This is a genomic window from Isoptericola sp. NPDC055881 (assembly GCF_053615895.1).
In genome coordinates this window covers 1-22619 of sequence record NZ_JBSHCR010000050.1, presented here as the reverse complement: position 1 = coordinate 22619, position 22619 = coordinate 1, and the positions used below count along the sequence as shown (strand labels likewise).

Sequence of the window (22619 nt, the reverse complement as noted above, 5' to 3'; positions counted from 1 at the left end):
CGGCGCGGGGCCGCGGGAATTTCCGCGCGCGCCGACGGTGGTTCACCATAGGTGGATGCGCCGCGCCCGCCTCCAGCCACGTCAGCTCTCGATCGTCGTCGCGGGGATGCTCGTGACCGGCGCCGCGCTGGCGGCGTGCGGGCAGGCGGGCGGCGACGGATCGGAGCCCGCTGCGGCCCCGGCCCCGGCGGTGTCGATCCCCGCCGACCTGAGCATGGGCATGGAGGGCGAGGGGTCGGGGTCGGCTCGCACGTCCCCGAGCCCGACGGGCGGCGCGAAGGACGACGCGGCGGCGGTCGACGCCGAACGGTGCACCGCGCTGCAGCAGGCCTGGTCGACCACGAACCGTGCGCTCGTCGACCTCAGCCCCGACCACCCGCGCGCGCTGGTGCAGAGCTTCCGGACGGCGGACCGTGCGATGGAGAAGGCGGAGCCGACCGAGGACGTCGCGACGGCGTGGGGCACCATGGCCGACTACCTGGGCAGCGCGGTGTCGGCGTTCGAGGACGTCGACGAGGACGACGCGAACGCGGTGAGCTCCGCGATGGCCGGCGCGATCACCGCGGACGACACCGCGGAGGCGACCTCGGCCGCGAAGGACATCACGCAGTACCTCTCGACGTCGTGCGGCGCCCGATGAGCGCGGCCGCGGGCGCCTCGACCCCTGTGCCCGGCGCGACAGAGGACGCCGCCCCGCTGGTGGGCGCCCTGCGGGCCGACCTCGAGTCCGCCGGCTACACGGTGGACGGCGTCGAGGAGGCGCTCGGCGAGGTCGCGTCGGCGGCGCTGCACCGCGAGCAGACGGTGCCGGCCCGGCGCGCCCTCGCGCGGTCGGTGACGCTCGCCCGTGCGCCGCGGGCCGCCCTCGCCCGGCTGTTCCTGCTCGGCGACGACGTGTCGCGCGGCGAGCTGGACCGCGCGCTGCCCGGCCTCGGGACCTCGGGAGCCGTGCGTCTCGGTCTCGTGACCGCTGCCGGCGAGGGCGACGACGACGCCGTGCGCGCCGTCGTCGACCTGCGCCCGTACGCCGCCGTCGACGCCGCGGGCGAGGCGTCGTGGTGGCTCTCGAGCGACCTCGCCGAGCTCGCCACGGGCGGCCGCCTCGCGACGGACCACGTGCTCGGCGCCGGCGGGGCGTCCACGACGCTGGCGCAGGTCACGGCCCGGACGCCGGTCGGTCGGGTGCTCGACCTCGGCACGGGCTGCGGCATCCAGGCCCTGCACGCCGCGCGCCACGCCCGCGCGGTGGTCGGCACGGACCTCTCGCGCCGCGCCCTCGGCTTCGCGGGGTTCAACCTCGCGCTCAACGCGCCGACGGCGGGCCCGGCCGCGGCGGTCGAGCTGCGGCACGGCTCGATGCTGGAGCCGGTGGCCGGCGACCGGTTCGACCTCGTCGTGTCGAACCCGCCGTTCGTCATCACGCCGCACGCGGGCGCGGCCGGCCGGGCGGTGGCCGCGGCGCTGGGCGACTACGAGTACCGCGACGGGGGCCGGTCTGGCGACGACCTGGTGCGTGACCTCGTGCGGGACGTCGGGCAGGTGCTCGCCCCGGGCGGTGTGGCGCAGCTGCTGGGCAACTGGGAGCACCGTCGCGGCGAGCCGTGGTCCGAGCGGGTGGGCGAGTGGCTCGACGCCTCCGGCCTGGACGGCTGGGTGATCCAGCGCGAGGTGCTCGACCCGGCCGAGTACGCCGAGACGTGGATCCGCGACGGCGGCACGACGGCCGAGCGCGAACCGGCCGCCTGGGCGGCCGCGTACGGGGCGTGGCTGGACGACTTCGCCGGCCGTGACGTCGAGGCCGTCGGGTTCGGCATCGTCACGCTGCGCCGGCCCGTCGACGGCGGGCGCCCGACGCTACGTCGCCTGGAGGAGCACACCGGCTCGGTGCACCAGCCCCTCGGCGCGCACGTCGCGGCCTCGCTGGCGGCGCACGACTGGCTCGCCGCACGCGACGACGCCGCGCTCGCGCAGGCGCACCTCGTGGTCGCGGACGACGTCTCCGAGGAGCGGTTCCACACGCCCGGCCAGGCCGACCCGAACGTCGTCGTGGTCCGCCAGGGCGACGGGCTGGGGCGTGGCGTGCACGCGTCGACGGGCCTCGCGGCGTTCGTCGGGGTGTGCGACGGCGAGCTCGCCGTCGGTCAGATCGTCGGCGCGCTGGGGGCGCTGCTCGACGTCCCCGTGGACGACCTGCGGGCCGAGCTGCTGCCCGCCGTCCGCGGCCTGGTGCGCGACGGCTTCCTGCGCCCGGCCGGCTGAACCGTCCGCGCCCTGCGGCCCGGGGACGGGCCGGTGGGGAGCTCTCCCCACGCGCGGGGTACCCGCGGGCGGCGCGGGTCCGTCACCATGGGTCCATGCGCAACCGACAGACCATGACCCGTGCCACCGCCGTGGCTGCCAGCGCCCTGATCGCCCTCGGCCTCGCCGCGTGCAGCGGTGGGGGCGACGAAGGCTCCGCGGACGACGGCGGCAGCGCCACCGCCGGGGAGCAGGCGACCCCGGAGGGCGCCACCGAGGAGACCCCGCAGGAGGAGGCCCCGCAGGAGGAGGCGGCGGCCGGCGACGGCGACGTCTGCTCGGCGTTCGCCGCCCTCACGGACGCCTCGTCCGCCATGAGCGACGTCGACCCGTCCGACCTGCAGCCCACGCTCGACAAGCTCGAGGACCTCACGACCACGCTCGAGGACGTCAGCGAGCCGCCCGCCGAGATCGCCGACGACTGGGCGACCCTCACGACGTCGTTCCGCACCGCGACCGACGGCATCGGCGCCGCGGTGCAGGACCCGACGGACGCCGACGCGCTGTCCCAGGTCAACGACGCGATGACCGCGATGACCGGCTCGGACTTCCAGGACGCAGCCCAGTCCGTCGCCACCTACGCCGGCGCGCACTGCTGACCACCGGCAGGGCCGACCACCGGGCGGCGCCGACCGCTCCGCGGGGCTGAGAGCCTCGCGGAGCGGAGCGCGCCCGCCCGGGTGTCAGCCGATGACCGTCAGCCGATGACGACGGCGGCCCGGGGGCGCCGGTACAGCCGCTGCCGGTCGCGCATCGCGAGGCCGGTGCCGAGCGTGATGGGTCCGAGCCGGCCCAGGAACATCAGGGCCACGAGGACCAGCTGGTGCCAGGCCTGCATGTCCGCGGTGATCCCCGTCGACAGGCCCGTGGTGCTGAAGGCGGACACCACCTCGTAGAGGACCTGGTCGAGCGTGAAGCTGCTGGTGGACAGCGTGATGGCCAGGGTCGGCAGGACGACGGCCGCCACCCCGATGAGCGCCACGGCGAGGGCCTGCCGCTGCGTGCCGGGCGCGAGCCGGCGGTCGAAGAGGGTGGCGTCGGGGTCGCCCCGCAGCTCGGACCAGATGGCGACGGCGAGGACGGCGAAGGTCGTGACCTTGATGCCGCCCGCCGTGCCGCCCGACCCGGCACCGACGAACATCAGCATGTCGGTGAAGAACCAGGTGCCGTTGTTGGCCTGCGACAGGTCCACCGAGTTGAAGCCGGCGGTGCGGGGCATGACCGCCTGCGTGAACGCCGCCAGCACCTTCGCGGCGGGGTCGAGCGGGCCGAACGTGCCAGGGTTGCCCCACTCCGCGGCGAGGAAGAACCCGGTGCCCACCACGAGCAGCACCGCCGTCATCAGCAGCGTGAGGCGGGTGTGCACGCTCCAGCGCGACAGGCGCCGCAGGTCCGTCGGCCCGTCGTGCGTGCGGCGGGTGCGGTGCAGCCGCCACAGCTCCAGGAGCACCGGGAAGCCGAGACCGCCCACGATGATCGCGGCACAGATCGGCAGGCACACCCACGGGTCGGCCACGAACGGCATGAGGTTCTCGCTGTAGATCGAGAACCCGGCGTTGTTGAAGGCTGACACGGCGTGGAACAGCCCCGACCAGACCGCGTGCCCGAGGGGCTCGTCGTAGGCGGTGGCGAACCTGGCCGCCAGGACGGTGCCCACGACGAGCTCGCTGACGACGGTGAACCGCAGCACGCCGAGGAGCACCCGCCGCACGTCGCCCATCCCGACGGAACGCGTGGACTCGGTGGCCACGAGCCGGGTGCTCAGCCCGAGGTGCCGCGTCAGGAGCAGGCCGAGCAGGGAGGCGAGCGTCATGACGCCGAAGCCGCCCACCTGGATGAGCAGCAGGATCACGACCTGCCCGAACGGCGTCCAGAAATGCTCGGTGTCGACGACGGCGAGGCCCGTCACGCAGGTCGCGGACGTCGCGGTGAACAGGGCCTCGACGAACCCGGCGCTGCGACCCGTCGCGCTGACGGGGAGGCTCAGCAGGGCGGTCCCGGCGCCGATCGTGGCGAGGAACGCGAGGGTGACCACCTGGGCCGGGCGGCGGCGGAGGCTGGCGGGGGAGGCGGACACCGACAGGGGTCGGTGCCACGGGATCGTGCGCACGACCGCCCAGTGTGGCACCGCCCGGGGCGATGCCGCGCGTCAGTCGACGACGGGGCGCCCGCCGGGGGCGGCGAGCGCGGCCGCGAGGATCGCCTCGATCGCGAAGGCGGTCTCCTCGGCGAGGTCGACCGCGTCCGGCGCGAGCAGCCACTGCACCTGCAACCCGTCCATGACGCCGATGACGGCGCTGGCGGCCCGCCGCGCGCGGGCCTCGTCCAGCTCGACGCCCCGCTCCCGCGCCACCTGCAGCAGGGCCCGGGTGATCTCGCCGCGCAGCACCGCGAACCGCTCGGTCACCCAGGCCGCAGCGGGGTGGCCGTCGGTCACGGACTCGCCGGTCAGCACGGAGTAGGCCTGCACGATGCCGCGCCGGTCGGTGTTGATCCGCGCCGTGGTCATGAGGTGACGGAACAGGTCGAGGCCGCCGGGGATGTGCTTGCCCTCGAGGTGCTCCACGTCCACGCGGTCGCGGTACTCGAGCACCGCCCAGAGCAGCTTGTCCTTGCTGCCGAAGTGGTGCAGCACCCCGGCGTGGGTGATACCCACCTGCTCGGCCACGTCCACGAGCGAGCCCGCGTGGTAGCCCTTCGAGCCGAACACGCGCGTCGCCGCGCCGAGGATCTCCTCGCGCCGCTCGGCCTTCGAGGGGCGGGTCCGCCGGGGCGCGCTGCCGTCTGCCATGGCGTCACCATACTGTGACCTTGCTCTACTTACTTACCTGTCAGTAACTGTGGTTCACTGGCGCCAGTCGACGCCGACCGGGACGAGGGAGTACCACCGCGTGTCATCGCAGACCGCCACCACCAGCACCGACGCCGCCGCGCGGGTCGTCGCCCCCAGCGGCGCCGGCGCGCGACGCGGCGACACCTCGACCCCCGAGCCGTCGGCAGCGACGATCGACGCGCTGGTCGACCGCCTGGACCTCGAGGAGAAGGTCGCCCTCGTCGTCGGCGCCTCCCTGTGGACCACCACCCCGGTCGAGCGTCTCGGCCTCGAGCCCGTCGTCATGTCCGACGGCCCCGTCGGCGTCCGCGACCCCCACCACGGCGGCACCTCCGCGATGCTGCCCGCGCCGTCGGCGCTCGCGGCGACGTGGGACGTCACGCTCGCCCGCCGCGCGGGTGCGCTGTTCGCGGCGGAGGCCCGTCGGCACGGGGTGGACATGGTCCTGGCGCCCCAGGTGAACCTGCAACGCACGCCCGTGGGCGGGCGGCACTTCGAGTGCTACTCCGAGGACCCGCACCTCACCGCCGAGGTCGCCGTGGCCCTGGTGACCGCCGCGCAGGAGCGCGGGGTCGGCATGTGCGTCAAGCACTACGTGGCCAACGACTCCGAGACCGATCGCACCCGCTACGTCGCCCGCGTGGACGAGCGCGCCCTGCGCGAGGTCTACCTCGCGCCCTTCGAGCGGCTCGTGCGGGCCGGCGCCTGGAGCGTCATGGGCGCGTACAGCGGCGTCGACGACGGCCGCGTGGCGGCGCCCGCCCTCGAGCACCGTCCGCTGCTCACCGGCGTGCTCAAGGAGGAGTGGGGTTTCGACGGGCTGGTCGTGAGCGACTGGGTGGCCACGCAGTCGGTGGCCCCCGCCGTCCGCGGCGGCCTCGACCTGCAGATGCCCGGGCCGGACGGCCCGTGGGGCGACGGGCTGCTGGACGCGGTGCGCTCCGGAGCCGTCGACCCCGCCGACCTCGAAGACAAGGTCCGCCGCGTCCTGCGCCTCGCGCACCGGGTGGGCCGGCTCCGGCTGCCCGGCGACGACGCGCAGCCCGCGGACCACGCCCCCGTGGACGCGGTGCCGCTGCTGCGCGAGCTCGTCGCGCGCTCCGTCGTCGTGCTCAAGGACGACGCCGGGCTGGTGCCGCTGGTCGACCCGGCGGCCGGCGGGGCCGGCCCCGTGCGCGTCGCGCTGCTCGGCGCGCACGCCGTCGAGCCGTTCTTCCAGGGCGGGGGCTCGTCGTTCGTCGTGCCCGACCGCCTCACCTACCCGGCGGACGCGCTGCGCGACGCCTTGCCGGCGGGCTCCGTCGTGGACGTGGTCGCCGGGTCCCGGGTGCTGCGCAACCCGCCCGCGCTGGACCTGGCACGCTGCACCGACCCGGTCACCGGCGCCCCCGGGCTGCGGGTGGAGCTGCTGGACGCCGAGGGGACGGTGCGCCGCACCGAGACCCGCACGACGTGGGACGGCTGGTGCGCCGACGTCGGCCCCGACGACGTGACGCTGCGCCTCACCGCGCGGGTGCGCACGGACGAGCCGGGCACGCACGAGCTCGGGGTGGGGACCGTCGGTGTCCACCGGGTCCTCGTGGACGGGCGCCTCGCCTCCGCCGGCGACGCGCTGGCGCGCGAGGACGTCATCCTCGCCTCCGCGCACAACCACCCCGTCGCGGCGACCGTCGACGTCGCGGGCGGCGAGGACGGCGCCCTGCTCCAAGCGGACCTGCAGGTGGTGCACCCGGTGGGCTACGACCGGTTCGTGCGCGGCGCGCTGGTGCACCGGCTGCCCGGCCCGTCCGCCGACGACGAGCTCGCGGCGGCCGCCGACGCCGCCCGCGCGGCGGACGTCGCCGTGGTCGTCGTGGGCACCACGCCGGAGGTCGAGTCCGAGGGCTACGACCGCGCCGACCTGGCGCTGCCCGGCACCCAGGACGAGCTGGTGCGACGTGTCCTCGCCGCCAACCCGCGCACCGTGGTGGTCGTCAACGCCGGCGCGCCCGTGCTGCTGCCCTGGTACGACGACGCCCCGGCCGTCCTGTGGGCGTGGCTCCCCGGCCAGGAGGCCGGCACCGGGCTCGCCGACGTGCTCACCGGGATCACCGAGCCGTCCGGGCGCCTGCCGTGGACGCTGCCCGCACGGGCCGATGACGTCCCCGTCCCGGACGCCGTCCCCGTCGACGGCGTCGTCGACTACGCCGAGGGGCTCGACGTCGGCTACCGCGCCTGGGAGCGCCGGCTCGACACGGCCGGAGGGCCCGCGCCCGCCGCCCCGCTCGGGCACGGCCTCGGCTGGACCACCTGGGAGCACGAGTCCGCGGCCGTGCTGCCCGGCGGCGCCGCCGACGACGTCGTCGTGCGCGTGACCGTGCGCAACACGGGCGACCGCCCGGGCCGCGAGGTCGTGCAGGTCTACGTCGTGCCGCCCGCCGGCACCACCGCGACCGACCCGGCCCGCCCCGTGCGCTGGCTCGGCGGCTTCGCCGTCGCCGACGCCGCACCCGGCGAGCGCGCCACCACCGACGTGCGCGTGCCCCGCCGCGCCCTCCAGACGTGGGACGCCGCCGCCGGCGGCTGGACCACCCCGCCCGGCACCTACCGGCTCGTCGTGAGCCGGTCGGTGCGCGACCCGCGGCTCGACGTCGACCTCGTGGTCGATCCCGGCACCGGCCCTCGTACCGGTCCCCACGCCGAGCCCGACAGCCAGCACTGACCACCCACCCCAACCGCCCCGCCGTCGGCGGGGCACGTGCAAGGAGGCACACCGTGAGAATCCGCAAGCTCAGCACCGCGGTCGTGAGCTCGGCGGTCGTCGCCCTGCTGGCCGCAGCCTGTGGCGGCGGCGGCACCGGCGACGGCGGCCCGTCCGCCTCGGCGGACGGGGTCGGCACCGAGACCCTGACGGTCGGCATGCCCAACGGCGTGCAGACGGAGAACCAGTCGCCGTTCGCCACCGGCTCGTCCGCGCTCTCGCTCGGCTACGCGTTCGTCATCTACGAGCCCCTCATGATGCGCAACCAGGCCAAGCCGTCCGAGGAGCCGAAGCCCTGGCTGGCCGAGAAGATCGAGTGGAACAAGGACTACACGCAGGCCGTCATCACGCCCCGGTCGGGCGTGACGTGGTCCGACGGCGAGGACTTCACCGCGAAGGACGTCGCGTTCTCCATCCAGCTGCGCATCGACAACGACGGCCTCAACGCCGCCGCCCTGCCGTACGACAAGGTCGAGACCGACGGGTCCACCGTGACCGTGTCGTTCACCGCGCCGCAGTACGTCAACCAGTCCAAGCTGTACGACCTGCTCATGGTGCCCGAGCACCTGTGGAAAGACGTCAAGGACCCGACGACCTACACCAACACCGAGCCGGTCGGCACCGGGCCGTACACGCTGAAGTCGTGGACGCCGCAGGCGGCGACCGTCGTCGCCCGCGACGACTACTGGGGCGGCCAGCCCAAGGTCCCGGAGATCCGGTACTCGTCGTACAACGACAACAACGCGCTCACCACGGCGCTCACCACCGGCGAGGCCCAGTGGGGCTGGACGTTCATCGCCGACTACGAGAACGTCTACATCGCGCAGGACCCGGAGCACTACCACCAGTACGCCGCCGCGGGCCTCGGCATCGACGCCCTCTTCCTCAACACCGAGAAGAAGCCGTTCGACGACGTCGCGTTCCGCAAGGCGCTCAACATGGTGATCGACCGCCAGGAGCTCGTGGACGTCGCGACGTCCGGCGTCAACCCGCCCCTGACCAACGCCACCGGCCTGCCGCTGCCCGCCGGCGAGGAGTTCCTCACCGACGCCTACGCGGACACCGACCTGGCCGTCGACGTCGACGGCGCCAAGGCGCTGCTCACCGACGCCGGCTACACCTGGGAGGGCGACAAGCTCGTCGACCCCGACGGCGAGAAGGTCACCTTCGAGCTCACCAACCCGGCGGGCTGGAACGACTACCTCACCGCGCTCGACCTCATCAAGAACGCCGCCGCCAAGCTCGGCGTCGACGCCACCGTCAACCCCGTCAACCAGGATGGCTGGTTCGCCGACGTCATCCCGCCGGGCGACTTCCAGGCCACCCTGCACTGGACCGACGGCGGCGCGACGCCGTGGGACATGTACGCCGACCAGTTCGACGGCGCGCAGTACAAGAAGCTCGGCGAGGCCGCGACGTGGAACTTCGGCCGCTTCCAGGACGACGACGCCACGAAGGCGTTCGCCGACTACGCGGCGGCAACCGACGACGCGACCCGCGCCGCCGCGATGGAGACCATCCAGAAGGTGTACGTCGAGCAGGTCCCGGCCATCCCGATCTGGTCGCGCCCCGCCACCGCGCAGTACTCCTCGCTGAACTACACGGGCTGGCCGTCCGAGGACGACCCGTACAACCAGCCGCAGCCGACGGGGGTCCAGGCCGCCCAGATCGTCATGAACCTGGAGCCCGCGTCCTGATGCCCGTGCAGACCACCTCCCCCGGGGCGCCCGCCGGCGCCCCGGGGGAGACCCCCCAGCCCGATCCCGGGGCGCCCGTGCTGGACGCCGCCGGGATCACGAAGCACTACCCCATCAAGGGCGGTCGCGGCACCCGCCGCGGCGCCGTCGTGCACGCCGTCGACGGCGTCGACCTCACGCTGCACCGCGGCCGCGTCGTCGCCCTCGTCGGCGAGTCCGGCTCCGGCAAGTCGACCGTGGCGCGGCTGCTCGCCCAGCTGCAGCCCCTCACCGCCGGGCGGCTGCTGCTCGGCGGCGAGGACGCGCAGGCCCGCGGGCGGCGCGCGTTCCGGCGCTACGTCCACCGCGTCCAGATGATCTTCCAGGACCCGTTCGCGTCCCTGAACCCCGTGCACCCCGTGCGGTACACGCTCACGCGCGCGCTGCGGATCCACCGCGGCCGGCTGCGCGGTCCGGAGCTGGAGCGCGCGCTCGGCGAGCTGCTCGAGCGCGTGCACCTCACGCCCGCCGCACGGTACGTGGACAAGTACCCGCACGAGCTCTCCGGCGGGCAGCGGCAGCGCATCGCCATCGCGCGGGCGCTCGCCGCGGACCCCGAGGTGCTGCTGGCCGACGAGCCCATCTCGATGCTCGACGTGTCCATCCGGCTCGGGATCCTCAACCTGCTCGCCGACCTGCGCGACCGCCTGCACCTGGCGATCCTCTACATCACGCACGACATCGCGTCGGCGCGGTACTTCGCCGACACCACCCTCGTCATGTACGCCGGGCGGATCGTCGAGTCGGGGGACAGCGAGTCGGTCACCCAGGACCCGAAGCACCCCTACACGCGGCTCCTCCTGGCGTCCGCGCCCGACCCCGAGGACCTGGCCGAGCGGCCCGCGGGCGCCGCGCGCGGCGAGCCGCCCAGCCTCGTCTCCCCGCCGAGCGGGTGCCGTTTCCACCCGCGCTGCCCGTTCGCCACCGACCTGTGCCGCTCCGAGGCGCCGCCCCTGCTCGACGTCGGCCTCGGCCCGGCGGGCGAGCCGCGGCAGGCCGCCTGCTGGGGGTACTCCGACCGGGACGACGCCCCGGCGCTGACGACGACGGGGGTGGACGCATGAGGTTCGTGCTGCGCCGCGCGCTGTTCTACCTGTTCACCGCCTGGGCCGCGATCACGATCAACTTCTTCGTGCCCCGCCTCCTGCCGGGCGACCCGGTCACCGCCCTCATGGGGCGGATGCAGGGCCGCATCGACTCCAACGCGGAGGAGTCGCTGCGGGTGCTGTTCGGTCTCGACCAGGACATGTCGCTGTGGGACCAGTACGTGCACTACTGGCAGATGCTGCTGCACGGCGACCTCGGGCTGAGCTTCACGCACTTCCCGACCCCCGTGTCCGAGATCGTCGTGCAGGCTCTGCCCTGGACCGTGGGGCTGGTCGGCATCGCCACGATCATCGCGTTCTTCCTCGGCACCGCCGTGGGCACCGGGATCGGCTGGCGCCGCGGCACCTGGGCCGACTCCCTGCTGCCGATCACCACGTTCTTCTCGGCCGTGCCGTACTTCTGGCTGGGCCTCATCGCCATCGCCGTCTTCGCGGTGAACCTGGGCTGGTTCCCGTCCAACGGCAGCTACGACCGCGGCATGGTCCCGTCGCTCAGCTGGGACTTCGTCGGCTCGGTGATCTACTACGGCACCCTGCCCGCCCTGACCATCGTCGTGTCGTCGGTCTCCGGCTGGATCCTCGGGATGCGCAACATGATGGTCACCGTCTCCAGCGAGGACTTCGTCACCGTGGCGCACGCCAAGGGGCTGCCGTCCCGGGCGGTCGTCGTCGGGTACGCCGCACGCAACGCCGTCCTGCCGCAGGTGTCGAGCTTCGCGCTCGCCCTCGGTTTCGTCGTGGGCGGCACGCTCGTGATGGAGATGGTGTTCAGCTACCAGGGCATCGGCTACACGCTCTACCAGGCGGTCTCCACCCACGACTACCCGCTGATGCAGGGCTGCTTCCTCGTCATCACGCTGTCCGTGCTGGTCGCCAACCTCGTGGCCGACCTGGCGTACGCGGCACTCGACCCCCGCACCCGGCAGGAGGGCTGACATGGCCACCGGAACCACCGCGATCGAGGTCGCGGCCCCGACCGGGGCGGACGACGCCGGCCCCGGAGTCTCGCGCCCCGGGCGGCGCCCCCGGCTGCTGTTCCTGCGCAACTCCAAGGCGCTGGCCGGCATCGTGATCCTCGTCTTCTTCGGGATCCTCGCGGTCGTCGGCCCGTGGATCGCGCCCTACGACCCGAACCAGGTGAGCACCGCCCTGCTGCAGCCGCCGTCCGGCGCGCACTGGCTGGGCACTGACCACACGGGGCGGGACATCCTGTCGCAGATCATCGTCGGCACCCGCGGCGTGCTCGTCGTCGGGCTCGTCGCAGGGCTCAGCGCCACGGCGCTCGGCGTGGTCGTCGGCGTCACCGCCGGCTTCGTGGGGGGCCTGGGCGACGAGGGCCTCTCGGCGCTGTCGAACGTCTTCCTCGTCATCCCGCAGCTGCCGCTCATCATCATCATCGCTGCCCAGCTGCCCGGCGCCGGCGGCCTCACGGTGGCGCTCGTCATCGGCGCCACCGGGTGGGCGTGGGGAGCCCGGGTGCTGCGCGCCCAGACCCTCTCCCTGCGCAAGCGCGACTTCGTCGAGGCCGCGCGCGCCAGCGGCGAGCGCACCTGGCGGATCGTGCTGGCCGAGGTGCTGCCCAACCTCACCGCGATCATCGCGGCCGGCTTCGTGGGCACGGTGACGTTCGCGGTCCTGAGCCAGGTGACGCTCGCCTTCATCGGCATCACGCCGGTGAGCGAGTGGAACTGGGGCACCATCCTGTTCTGGGCGCAGAACAACCTGGCGCTGCAGCGCGGCGCGTGGTGGTGGTTCGTCCCCGCCGGGCTGTGCATCGCGCTGCTCGGCATGGCGCTCACGCTGATCAACTTCGGCATCGACGAGCTGGTGAACCCGCGCCTGCGCAGCACCGGCATGCACGCCCGCACCCTGCGCCGGCGCGGCATCCGCCCGCGCGTCGGCTTCACCCCGGTGGTCCGGGCCGCACGCCCGGCCGCCGCCCCCACCCCGACCTCCCGGGAGGACCGATGAGCGAGCCCGTGCTGGAGATCCGCGACCTGCGCGTGGACTACGGCTTCGGCGAGGACCCCACGCACGTGCTGCGCGGCGTCGACCTGACGCTGCACCGCGGCGAGGTGCTGGGGCTGGCGGGGGAGTCGGGCTGCGGCAAGTCGACCCTCGCGTACGCCGCGACGCGGCTGCTGCCTCCGCCCGGCCTCATCACCGGCGGGGAGGTGTGGCTCACCGACCGCGACGGGCGCCGCAGCGACGTCCTCGGCCTCACGGACGCGCAGCTGCGGGCCGCGCGCTGGCGCGACGTCGCCATCGTGTTCCAGGGCGCGATGAGCTCCCTGAACCCGGTGTTCCGGATCGGGCGTCAGCTCACCGACGGTATCCGCGCCCACCGCCCGGGGCTGTCCGCGCGGGACCTGGAGGCGCGCGCGGCAGAGCTGCTGGAGATGGTCGGCATCTCCGCGGACCGTCTCCGGGCGTACCCGCACCAGCTCTCCGGCGGCATGCGGCAGCGCGTGATGATCGCGATGGCGCTCGCCCTCGAGCCGCAGGTGCTCCTCATGGACGAGCCGACCACGGCGCTGGACGTCGTCATGCAGCGCCAGATCCTCGAGCAGATCATGGAGCTGCGCGACCGGCTCGGGTTCTCCGTCGTGCTCATCACGCACGACGTGTCCCTGCTGGTGGAGGTCGCCGACCGCATCGCGATCATGTACGCGGGGGAGATCGTCGAGGAGGCCACCGCGCAGGAGGTCTACCGGCGGCCGCGGCACCCCTACTCCGCCGGGCTGCTGGGCTCGTTCCCCCCGTTGCACGGGCCGCGCCGCGAGCTGACCGGCATCCCGGGCGCACCACCGGACCTGCAGCAGCTCGGCGCGGGCTGTCCGTTCGCCCCGCGCTGCCCGCACGCGATGGACGTGTGCAGGGACGTGCGGCCGGTGCTCGGTCCGCCTCGCACGGGGGAGGCCCGTCGGGTGGCCTGTCACCTGCACGACCCGGCTCTCGTCGGCGCCGGCATGCCGGAGGCGCTCGCCCGCTGACCCGTCCCGCTCGGGGCCGCGCGCCCCGGCGGCGGGGTCGCCTCGGCGGGCCTGGATCGGTGGCTGACCAGCCGCTATGTTGCACGCAATATCGACGAGGGGTGGTGTGCGCGTGGGCGCAGGTGCACGGCGACGGATGGCGGCTGTCGGGGCGTTGCTGGCCCTGGCCCTGGTCTCGACCGGACTGGTGGTCCCGCCGGCGGTGGCCGACGACGTCGTCGACGACCCCACCGTCACCACGTCCTCGGAGGACGCCACCGTCATCACGACGACCGAGGACCACTGGTGGGTGGGACAGGACGTCACCCTCGACGTGAGCGTGACGCGTGACGGCGTGCCGGGCACCGGGTACGTCCAGTGGCTGGAGGACGGCGTGACCGGGTTCCTGAGGCGCGTGCCCCTGTCGGACGGTCAGGCCACGATCGTCGTCCCCAGCGTCTACCTCGGGCCGGGCCACCATGCCATCGCCGTGCGGCACGTCGACTCGTCGGCGTCCGTCGACCCGGTGACCCGGGAGTGGCCCTACCACTCGGCCGACGAGATCGCGTTCGAGGTCACCGAGCCCGCGAGCCCGGTCCTCGATGCGACGTCCTGGTACTACGGCGACGCGCACGAGCTCCGCTTCGACCTCACCGGCACGGACCAGCCGCAGGACGGCATCGTGACCGCCGTCCTCGACAGAGGTGTCGAGCGGTCGGTGCCGGTGGTCGACGGGGTAGGCACGTTCGCCCTCGACGGCACGGAGGTGGGCGGCGGCGCGAACCTGCACCTCCGCCACACGACGACATCCGGGTCCCTCGTGGCGACCTGGATGTTCTCGGTCGACACGAAGAGCAAGCCGGTCACCGTGACCGTCTCGGGGCCGGCCGCGGTGCGTTACGGGTCGGACGTCGTCGTGCCGGTCCGCGTCACTTCGCCGCTCGGGACGCCCGAAGGACGCGTGTTCGTCACGCGCGACGAGACTCAGACCCTGGCCTCGGCCGTCGTGGTGGACGGGCGGGCGACCCTGCGTTTCCCGGCGAGCAGGCTCCCGTTCGGCGAGGCGCGCATGGTCGTGACGTTCAACGGCTCGTGGGAGTACGGGCAGACGGACCGGACGTATGCGGTCGTCGTCCGTCCCAGGGCCACGTCCGTCGCCGTGTCCACCTCGAAGACGTGGACCTATGGGAAGGCGCGCCGCGTGTCGGTGGCGGTGTCGTCGCCGGGCGCGACGCCGACCGGCCGGGTCGAGCTGTGGTGGAACGGCCACAAGGTGCGTTCCGCCACGCTCGCGCGTGGGAAGGCGTCCCTGTACGTCCCGGCGACGCGTGCCTCCGCGGGGAAGCACCGCATGGTGGTCAAGTATGTCGGGCCGTCGACGTTCGCGAGGGCGGAGCGCGTCTGGTACCAGAGGGTCGCCCAGGCGCGACCGCGCGTCACCTTCCGCATGGATCGCACGTCGCTGCCGAACGACTGGTCGACGCGCTCGGTGGGTGGGACGGTCACAGTCCGGACGCCGGGCCTGCCGGAGCGGGGCAAGCTGTGCGTCTGGTCGCGCGACCCGCACGACCTCCACACGCAGTGGAGCGGCTGCTGGATCAACTGGTCGTGGACGGTGAAGGACGGGCAGCGGCGGATCCGCGTGCCCGGTCATGTCCTGGGGATCTCGAACGTGAGCTCGGGGAAGACCTACGTGAAGGTCCAGTTCATCCCCGCGAACCACAACGTCCGGTCTGTCTTCTCCAACACCATCACGCTGAGGCACTACGCCCCCTAGCGGCCATGACGCCACCGCCCGCGCGGCGGTCGCGCCGGCCTGTGCGGGAGCGGGGAGAGGTCCCCACGGCGTGCGTACGTTTTCGTCACACCGAGTAGGTAGCGTGACACCGTGCTGACCGCGACGCGCCCGCTGCCGCCGCCGACCCCCTCGGAGGGGACGGCGGGCGTCGGCGCGCCGATCCTGCGCGTCGGTGCGTGGCGCGGCGAGCAGCCCCGGCCGCAGACCCGCACCGCCCCACGCGTCGTGGCCGGCGTGGTCGCCCTGCTCGCCGTCGTCGGGGTCTGGCTCGTGTGGCGGTTCTTCGTCGGCACGGCGGCCGGGCAGCGGGTGGACGAGCTCGCGTTCCTCGGGGCCACGCACGGCCAGGGCCGGCTGTGGCAGGTCGCGGAGCCGGTGCTCGACGTCGTGTCCGTGGCGTTCGTCGTCGCGGGCGTCGGGGTCGCGGTGCTGGTCGCCGTCCTGCGCAAGCGCTGGGTGCTCGCGCTGCAGGTCGTGGTGCTCGTCGCAGGTGCCAACATCACCACGCAGGTGCTCAAGCACGGCGTCCTCGACCGGCCCGAGCTGCTGGACGGCTGGACGGGGCCCAACACGCTCCCCAGCGGTCACACGACGGTCGCCGCGTCGGTCTCCGTCGCGCTCCTGCTCGTGACCCCGCGCGCGTGGCGCCCCGTCGTCGCGCTGCTCGGCGCCGCGTACACGGGGGCGACGGGCGTCTCGACGCTGGTCGGTCAGTGGCACCGCCCGTCGGACGTCGTCGCCGCGGTCCTGGTCGTGCTCGCCTGGGGCGCGCTGGTGTGCGCCCTCACGCCGGGGTCGTCCACGGACGAGCTGCGCCGTGAGGGCGCGTCGTACGCCGCGCCCGGGTCGTACGTCGTCGCCGGCCTGCTGCTGCTCGCGTCGCTGGCCGGGGCCATGGTGTCGGGAGCGACGCTCGTCGGCCTGGTCCGCAGCGGCGACCCGGTGCCCCTCTCGCCCGACCTCACCGCGTACGCGGCGGGTGCCCTCGGGGCCCTCGCCGTGACCGCCGCGGCGTTCGCCGCGCTCCTCGTGCTGCGCCAGCTCACCGCGCAGCCTCGCCGCACGTCTCGGTAGAGTGCCGCCCGGCGCCCGTGTCGGGGAAGTGACGAGCGGATGTCGTACCGTGACATGACCGGTCGGCCGGCCGTCCGCGTCGCCGCCCGCACCGCCGCAGCAACAGGGAAAGCAGGAACGGATGCCCCAGCCACGCAAGCTCGTGATCGTCGAGTCGCCCACGAAGGCTCGCAAGATCCAGGGCTACCTCGGCGACGACTTCGAGGTCGAGGCGAGCGTCGGGCACATCCGTGACCTGCCCCAGCCGCGGGACCTGCCCACGGAGATGAAGAAGGGCCCGTACGGCAAGTTCGCCGTCGACGTCGACAACGGGTTCGACCCGTACTACGAGGTGCACGCGGACAAGAAGCAGAAGGTCCGTGAGCTGAAGAAGGCCCTCAAGGAGGCCGACGAGCTCTACCTCGCGACCGATGAGGACCGCGAGGGCGAGGCCATCGCGTGGCACCTCATCCAGGAGCTCAAGCCCAAGGTCCCGGTCAAGCGGATGGTCTTCCACGAGATCACCCGGGAGGCGATCCTGCGGGCGCTGCAGAACACCCGCGAGCTCGACGAGGACCTCGTCGACGCGCAGGAGACCCGCCGCATCCTCGACCGCCTGTACGGCTACGAGGTGTCGCCGGTGCTGTGGCGCAAGGTGCGCCAGGGGCTGTCGGCAGGCCGGGTGCAGTCGGTCGCGACACGGCTCGTCGTGGAGCGCGAGCGTGAGCGGATGGCCTTCGTCGCCGCCGACTACTGGGACGTCTCCGGGCAGTTCGCACCCACCGACGGGGACGACGCCGGCCAGGCGTTCCGTGCCCGGCTCACCGGCCTCGGGGCCGAGCGCGTCGCTTCCGGCCGCGACTTCGACGACCGCGGCCGCCTCAAGGTCCGCACGGGCGTGGTGCAGCTCGACGAGGCGTCGGCGAACGCCGTCGTCGCGGGCCTGGCCGACGCCGCGTTCGCCGTCCGCTCGCTGGAGACCAAGCCGTACTCCCGCAAGCCGGCCGCGCCGTTCACCACCTCGACCATGCAGCAGGAGGCGGGTCGCAAGCTGCGCATGAGCGCGCGGCAGGCGATGCGCACCGCGCAGGCGCTGTACGAGAACGGCTACATCACCTACATGCGGACCGACTCGCCGTCGCTGTCCTCCGAGGCGACGGACGCCGCCCGGCGGCAGGCCGCCGAGCTGTACGGCCCCGAGTACGTGCCGGGCGCGCCGCGCCTGTACGCGCCGAAGAACAAGGGCGCGCAGGAGGCGCACGAGGCCATCCGCCCCGCCGGGGACTCGTTCCGCACCCCGGCCCAGGTGGCGCGAGAGATCTCCGGCGACCAGTTCAAGCTGTACGAGCTGATCTGGAAGCGCACCGTCGCCTCGCAGATGGCGGACGCCAAGGGGTCGACGGCCTCGGTGCGCGTCGCCGCGCGCCTCGGGGACGCCGCGGGCGAGCTCGCGGGGCGGGACGCCGTGTTCTCGGCGTCGGGCACGGTCATCACCTTCCGCGGCTTCCTCGCCGCGTACGAGGAGAGCACGGACGTCGCCGAGGGCGAGCAGGGCGGTGCCGCGTCGGCCAAGGAGACGCGCCTGCCCCGCATGGCCGAGGGCGACGCGCTGCGCGGCGACGACCTCGCCGCCGAGGGCCACTCGACCACGCCCCCCGCCCGCTACACCGAGGCCTCGCTCGTGAAGGCGCTGGAGGAGCTGGGCATCGGCCGGCCGTCGACCTATGCCGCGACGATCTCGACCGTCCAGGACCGCGGCTACGTGCGCACCAAGGGTCAGGCCCTGGTGCCGACGTGGCTCGCGTTCGCGGTCGTGAAGCTGCTGGAGGAGCACTTCCGCTGGCTCGTGGACTACGACTTCACGGCCGAGATGGAGGCCGACCTCGACCAGATCGCCTCGGGCAGCCGGGACCGCGTGGCCTGGCTGAACCGGTTCTACTTCGGCGACGGCTCGGGCGAGAGCACGGGCTGGGGCCTGCACGAGCTGGTCGAGAACCTGGGCGAGATCGACCCGGTGGCGGTCAACTCGGTGGAGATCGGCGAGGGCATCCGGGTCCGCGTGGGCCGCTACGGCCCGTACGTCGAGGACCTCGGCGCCGAGGTGGCGGAGGGCCAGAACCCGCCGCGCGCGTCGATCCCGGAGGACGTGGCCCCGGACGAGCTCACGGTCGCGGCGGCGCGCGAGCTGCTGGCCGCGGGCGCCGACGACGGCAAGCAGCTCGGCGTCGACCCGGAGTCGGGCCACCAGATCATCGCCAAGTCGGGGCGGTACGGGCCGTTCGTCACCGAGGTGCTCGACCTGCCCGAGATCGACCCGAGCCTGTCCGCGGCCGCGCAGAAGAAGGCGAAGGCCGCGCAGCCGAAGCCGCGCACGGCGTCGCTGTTCAAGGACATGTCGCTGGAGACGGTGACGCTCGACGACGCGCTGAAGCTGCTGTCGCTGCCGCGCGTGGTGGGTACCGACCCCGAGTCGGGCGACGAGATCACCGCGCAGAACGGGCGCTACGGGCCGTACCTGAAGAAGGGCACCGACTCGCGGACCATCGCGTCGGAGGACCAGCTCTTCACGATCACGCTGGACGAGGCGCTGAAGATCTACGCCGAGCCCAAGCGGGGCCGTGGTGCACGGGCTGCCACGCCGCCGCTGCGCGAGCTGGGCGACGACCCGACCACCGGCAAGCCGATCGTCGTGAAGGACGGCCGATTCGGCGCGTACGTCACCGACGGCGAGACCAACCGGACCCTGCCGCGCGACCTCACGCCCGAGAGCATCACGCCCGAGCGGGCGATCGAGCTGCTGGCGGAGAAGCGCGCGGCCGGCCCGGCGAAGAAGCGCCGCACCACCACGACGAAGACGGCGGCCAAGAAGCCTGCCGCGAAGAAGCCCGCCGCCAAGAAGTAGCCCGGCCCGGACGTTGTGAGCGGGAGATTGGCCCTGTTTCGACGCGAAACAGGGCCAATCTTCCGCTCACAACACGGTGGGGTGGGTGTCAGTCCCGGCGCTCGACGAGGTAGACGTGCCCGTCAGGACGGGTGACCCGCTCGAGCGTGCTTCGCAGCCGGGTGTCCCGGGCGATGTCCTCCGCCGTCGGGGGGATGGGTGGGGTCTTGCGGATCGAGGCCGGCCCGAAGAACGGCAGGAAGAGCTCGGTGACCTTCATGCCCCAGGTCCGGTCGTCGTTCTCGCGCCGTGCCATGCCGCTCCTCGCAAACACTTGGTGGGCCAACTGTTGGTGCACCAACTATAGGCCGGATCGTAGGCTGGGCGCATGCAGATGCCCGCCGACCCCCTCCGCCTCGAGGCCCAGGTGTGCTTCTCGCTCTCGGCGGCGGCGCGCGCGATGGTCTCGATCTACCGGCCCATCCTGGAGCCGATGGGCCTCACGCACCCCCAGTACCTCGTGATGCTCGGGCTGTGGCAGGACGAGCGGGCGGGCGCCACGACGACCGTCACCGGGCTGTCCGCGCGTCTCCTCCTCGACCCCGGGACGCTCTCGCCGCTGCTCAAGCGCCTGGAGCGGCAGGGCCTCCTGGAGCGGCGCCGGGCCAGCGGCGACGCGCGCGTCGTCGAGCTGCACCTCACCCCGGCAGGCCGCGACCTGCGCGCCGAGGCGGAGAAGGTGCCCGCGGCCGTGGTCGCGGCCAGCGGGCTGAGCCTCACGGAGCTGGAGCAGGTGCGCGACGTCGCGAACCGGGTGGTCGCCGCGGCGCAGGGCGTGCCCGCCTGAGGCCTGGGGCAACCGCTCCGCAGGCACGGGGCGACGGTGGTTTCATGAGCGAGGACCGCACAAGGACGTGCGGCCGCACCGCGCGGCCTCTGGCCGCCGGTGCCTCCACCACCCGGTCCGCCGCGCCGGAACCCGGCCGCGCGGGCCACGCCGGAGGGAACCACGCATGCTCCGTGGACGACGCAGAGCCACCATCCTCCTGAGCGGCGCGGGTGCGCTGCTCCTGACCGCCGCCACGACCCTGCCCGCGACCGCGGCGGCCGACCCGGACAACCTGCCCGGGGACGACACCATCACGCTGCCGATCAACGACAGCGCGGCGGGCGGCACCTACGACCAGGACTTCGAGCGCGTCTACGCGGGGGAGACCCCCGACGGCACGCCCGTGTACATCTACGTCCCCGCGGGCACACCGCTGGACGGCAGCGCGCCGACCGGGGTGGACAGCCTCGACCCGGCGTTCGACCACGACCCCGGCGACGACTTCGTGCCGTGCGGGGACCTCACCGCGGAGGACTTCACCCTCACCCAGGCGCAGATCGACTACCTCGGCGACGAGCTGTCGAGCCAGATCGTCGCCGTCGACGAGGAGCACTACGGCCCGATGCAGGCCGCCGACCCGGACGAGCCCGCCACGGACTCGCTGGTGATGGTCGTCTACAACGTGCAGGACGACCTGTACTACGACTGCGAGCAGGACTCGTACACGGCCGGCTACTTCGCCCCGGACTTCATCGACTCGGTGGGGATGAACGCCATCGTCGTCGACGCCTTCGACTGGCAGAACCGGCTCGGCGGCGCGGACGCGCCGTGGAACGACGACGACCCGGACAACGACCAGGCCGAGCTCTACGAGGGCGTGGTGGCCCACGAGCTGGAGCACCTGCTGCACAACTACAGCGACCCGGGCGAGCTGTCCTGGGTGGACGAGGGCCTGGCCGACTTCGCCGTCTTCCTCAACGGGTACGACGTCGGCGGCTCGCACCTGACCTACCACCAGGTGTTCTACGCCGACACATCGCTCACCCGGTGGGCCGGGGGCCTGCAGAACTACGGCGCGGCGTACACGTTCTTCCAGTACCTGTGGGAGCGCGCGGGCGGCAACGGCGACGGCACCTACACGCCCGACCTCACGTACGACGGGGCCGGCGGCGACCTGCTGATCAAGCAGATCTTCGCGAACCAGGCCGACGGCATGGACGGCGTGCAGGCGGCGATCGACGAGTTCAACGCCGCCACGGGAGGTGACCTGCCCGACGTCGCCACGCTCTACCAGGACTGGGCCGTGGCCGTGTACCTCGACGACGAGGACAGCGACGTGTTCGACATCAAGGCCGTCGACTTCGGCGACCCCGCGTTCACGGACTGGACGATGAACCTCGCGGACGACCAGTTCTGGGAGGGCCGTGGGTCGAACCAGGGCGCGCAGCCGAACGCCAAGTGGGACCGCCGCAAGAACGGGCAGTCGCCGGTCGCCGTGCCGTACGGGATCCAGGTGGAGCGGTTCCGCAACCCCGGGCCGCGCGTCACGGTGGGGCTCGACGGCGACGACACGACCGCCGTCGCGCCGCACTCCGGTGCCACGCACTGGTACGGCGGGTACGAGAGCCAGTCGGACAACGTGCTCGACGTCGCCACCGACGGTGCGGTGTCCAGCCTGGACTTCTGGACCTGGCACTTCATCGAGGAGGGCTGGGACTACGGCTTCGTCGAGGCGCAGGTGGGCGGCGAGTGGGTCACCGTGCCGCTCGTGGACGACTCCGGCGCGGTCGTCACGACCGACGACGACCCGCACGGCAACAACACGGAGGGCAACGGCCTGACCGGGACGTCCGGCGGCGCGTACTTCGTGGACGAGCCGGAGTACGTGCACCTGACGGCCCAGCTGCCGGCAGGTGCGACGGACGTGCGGTTCCGCTACTCGACGGACGCGGCCTACCTCGACACGGGGTGGTTCGTGGACGACGTGATGGTGGACGGCGCGACGGCTGCCGTGTCGTCCGAGGAGGGGCAGTGGTTCGAGACCACCGGGGTCCAGGACAACAACTGGACGCTCCAGGTGGTCGCGACGTGCGACCTCACCCCCGGCGTGACGAACTCCTTCGAGATCACCGACGGGGCCGGCAACTACGTGTACCGGCTCTCGGGCGACCAGATCTCGCAGGGCGGGTTCACGACGAAGTGCGCCAACGGCAAGCAGCGTGACTTCGCGACGCTGGTGTCCAACCTGCCGACCGGTGACCTGACGTTCCTCGACGCCGGGTACGTCCTGACGGTGCAGAACAAGAAGTAGCACCCGGCAGAGCCCTGTTGTGGGTACGAAAAGGGCGGGAATCCGAGGCCGGATTCCCGCCC

17 protein-coding genes are annotated in these 22619 nt (G+C 73.4%); 14 read left to right on the top strand and 3 right to left on the bottom strand.

Translation table 11 applies throughout. The features are described 5' to 3' along the window. Positions 1 to 55 precede the first annotated feature (55 nt). The 3 genes from ACWGKI_RS14955 (at position 56) to ACWGKI_RS14945 (ending at position 2897) form a co-directional block, all read left to right on the top strand. The gene (locus ACWGKI_RS14955) at positions 56 to 640 is read left to right on the top strand and encodes a hypothetical protein (protein ID WP_452187994.1); all 585 of its coding nucleotides are present in this window, start codon (positions 56 to 58) and stop codon (positions 638 to 640) included. Beyond that, positions 637 to 2259 (top strand): DUF7059 domain-containing protein, encoded by a 1623-nt coding sequence (locus ACWGKI_RS14950; RefSeq protein WP_452187992.1) that lies wholly within the window; start codon positions 637 to 639, stop codon positions 2257 to 2259. The genes ACWGKI_RS14955 and ACWGKI_RS14950 overlap by 4 nt, the downstream gene beginning before the upstream one ends. A 95-nt stretch (positions 2260 to 2354) precedes the next feature. Further along, positions 2355 to 2897: a hypothetical protein gene (locus tag ACWGKI_RS14945; RefSeq protein WP_452187990.1), complete on the top strand. Its 543-nt coding sequence runs from the start codon at positions 2355 to 2357 to the stop codon at positions 2895 to 2897. 98 nt (positions 2898 to 2995) lie between these two features. Here the strand turns inward: ACWGKI_RS14945 and ACWGKI_RS14940 are convergent, their stop codons facing one another. Together ACWGKI_RS14940 and ACWGKI_RS14935 are read right to left on the bottom strand one after the other, a co-directional pair. Beyond that, a complete protein-coding gene (locus tag ACWGKI_RS14940; protein ID WP_452187988.1) occupies positions 2996 to 4408 on the bottom strand; it encodes a TrkH family potassium uptake protein in 1413 nt (470 codons plus the stop codon). A 39-nt stretch (positions 4409 to 4447) separates the two neighbouring features. Further along, entirely contained in the window at positions 4448 to 5089 is a 642-nt protein-coding gene (locus tag ACWGKI_RS14935) for a TetR/AcrR family transcriptional regulator (RefSeq protein ID WP_380240620.1), read from the bottom strand. A 100-nt stretch (positions 5090 to 5189) separates the two neighbouring features. On the opposite strand from ACWGKI_RS14935, the gene ACWGKI_RS14930 reads away from it, so the two are divergent. The 9 genes from ACWGKI_RS14930 to topA all read left to right on the top strand — a co-directional run bounded on the left by ACWGKI_RS14930 (position 5190) and on the right by topA (position 19438). Then, positions 5190 to 7832, top strand: coding sequence for a beta-d-glucosidase (locus ACWGKI_RS14930; protein WP_452187986.1), 2643 nt, complete (start codon positions 5190 to 5192; stop codon positions 7830 to 7832). A 53-nt stretch (positions 7833 to 7885) separates the two neighbouring features. After that, positions 7886 to 9568 (top strand): ABC transporter substrate-binding protein, encoded by a 1683-nt coding sequence (locus tag ACWGKI_RS14925; protein ID WP_452187984.1) that lies wholly within the window; start codon positions 7886 to 7888, stop codon positions 9566 to 9568. Next, positions 9568 to 10671, top strand: coding sequence for an ABC transporter ATP-binding protein (locus tag ACWGKI_RS14920; protein ID WP_452187982.1), 1104 nt, complete (start codon positions 9568 to 9570; stop codon positions 10669 to 10671). The genes ACWGKI_RS14925 and ACWGKI_RS14920 overlap by 1 nt, the downstream gene beginning before the upstream one ends. Then, positions 10668 to 11648, top strand: a complete 981-nt coding sequence (locus tag ACWGKI_RS14915) for an ABC transporter permease (RefSeq protein WP_380240612.1) — start codon at positions 10668 to 10670, stop codon at positions 11646 to 11648. Before ACWGKI_RS14920 ends, ACWGKI_RS14915 begins: the two co-directional genes overlap by 4 nt. 1 nt (position 11649) lies before the next feature. Next, positions 11650 to 12684, top strand: coding sequence for an ABC transporter permease (locus ACWGKI_RS14910; protein ID WP_452187980.1), 1035 nt, complete (start codon positions 11650 to 11652; stop codon positions 12682 to 12684). Further along, positions 12681 to 13706 carry an ABC transporter ATP-binding protein gene (locus ACWGKI_RS14905; protein WP_452187978.1) on the top strand — a complete coding sequence of 342 codons (1026 nt, stop codon included), beginning with the start codon at positions 12681 to 12683 and terminating at the stop codon, positions 13704 to 13706. The genes ACWGKI_RS14910 and ACWGKI_RS14905 overlap by 4 nt, the downstream gene beginning before the upstream one ends. A 136-nt stretch (positions 13707 to 13842) precedes the next feature. Continuing rightward, the gene (locus ACWGKI_RS14900; protein ID WP_452187977.1) at positions 13843 to 15462 is read left to right on the top strand and encodes a hypothetical protein; all 1620 of its coding nucleotides are present in this window, start codon (positions 13843 to 13845) and stop codon (positions 15460 to 15462) included. Between the two features lie 111 nt (positions 15463 to 15573). After that, a complete protein-coding gene (locus tag ACWGKI_RS14895; RefSeq protein ID WP_452187975.1) occupies positions 15574 to 16557 on the top strand; it encodes a phosphatase PAP2 family protein in 984 nt (327 codons plus the stop codon). A gap of 121 nt (positions 16558 to 16678) precedes the next feature. Next, complete coding sequence (topA, locus tag ACWGKI_RS14890) at positions 16679 to 19438, top strand: type I DNA topoisomerase (protein ID WP_380240602.1); 2760 nt, start codon at positions 16679 to 16681, stop codon at positions 19436 to 19438. A gap of 88 nt (positions 19439 to 19526) precedes the next feature. Here the strand turns inward: topA and ACWGKI_RS14885 are convergent, their stop codons facing one another. Further along, the gene (locus tag ACWGKI_RS14885; RefSeq protein ID WP_452187973.1) at positions 19527 to 19733 is read right to left on the bottom strand and encodes a hypothetical protein; all 207 of its coding nucleotides are present in this window, start codon (positions 19731 to 19733) and stop codon (positions 19527 to 19529) included. A gap of 72 nt (positions 19734 to 19805) precedes the next feature. Here ACWGKI_RS14885 and ACWGKI_RS14880 point away from each other — a divergent pair, with 72 nt between their 5' ends. Both ACWGKI_RS14880 and ACWGKI_RS14875 read left to right on the top strand, forming a co-directional pair. Next, positions 19806 to 20264, top strand: coding sequence for a MarR family winged helix-turn-helix transcriptional regulator (locus ACWGKI_RS14880; RefSeq protein WP_380240597.1), 459 nt, complete (start codon positions 19806 to 19808; stop codon positions 20262 to 20264). Positions 20265 to 20430: 166 nt separating this feature from the next. After that, positions 20431 to 22557, top strand: a complete 2127-nt coding sequence (locus tag ACWGKI_RS14875) for a hypothetical protein (protein WP_452187970.1) — start codon at positions 20431 to 20433, stop codon at positions 22555 to 22557. Positions 22558 to 22619 lie beyond the last annotated feature (62 nt).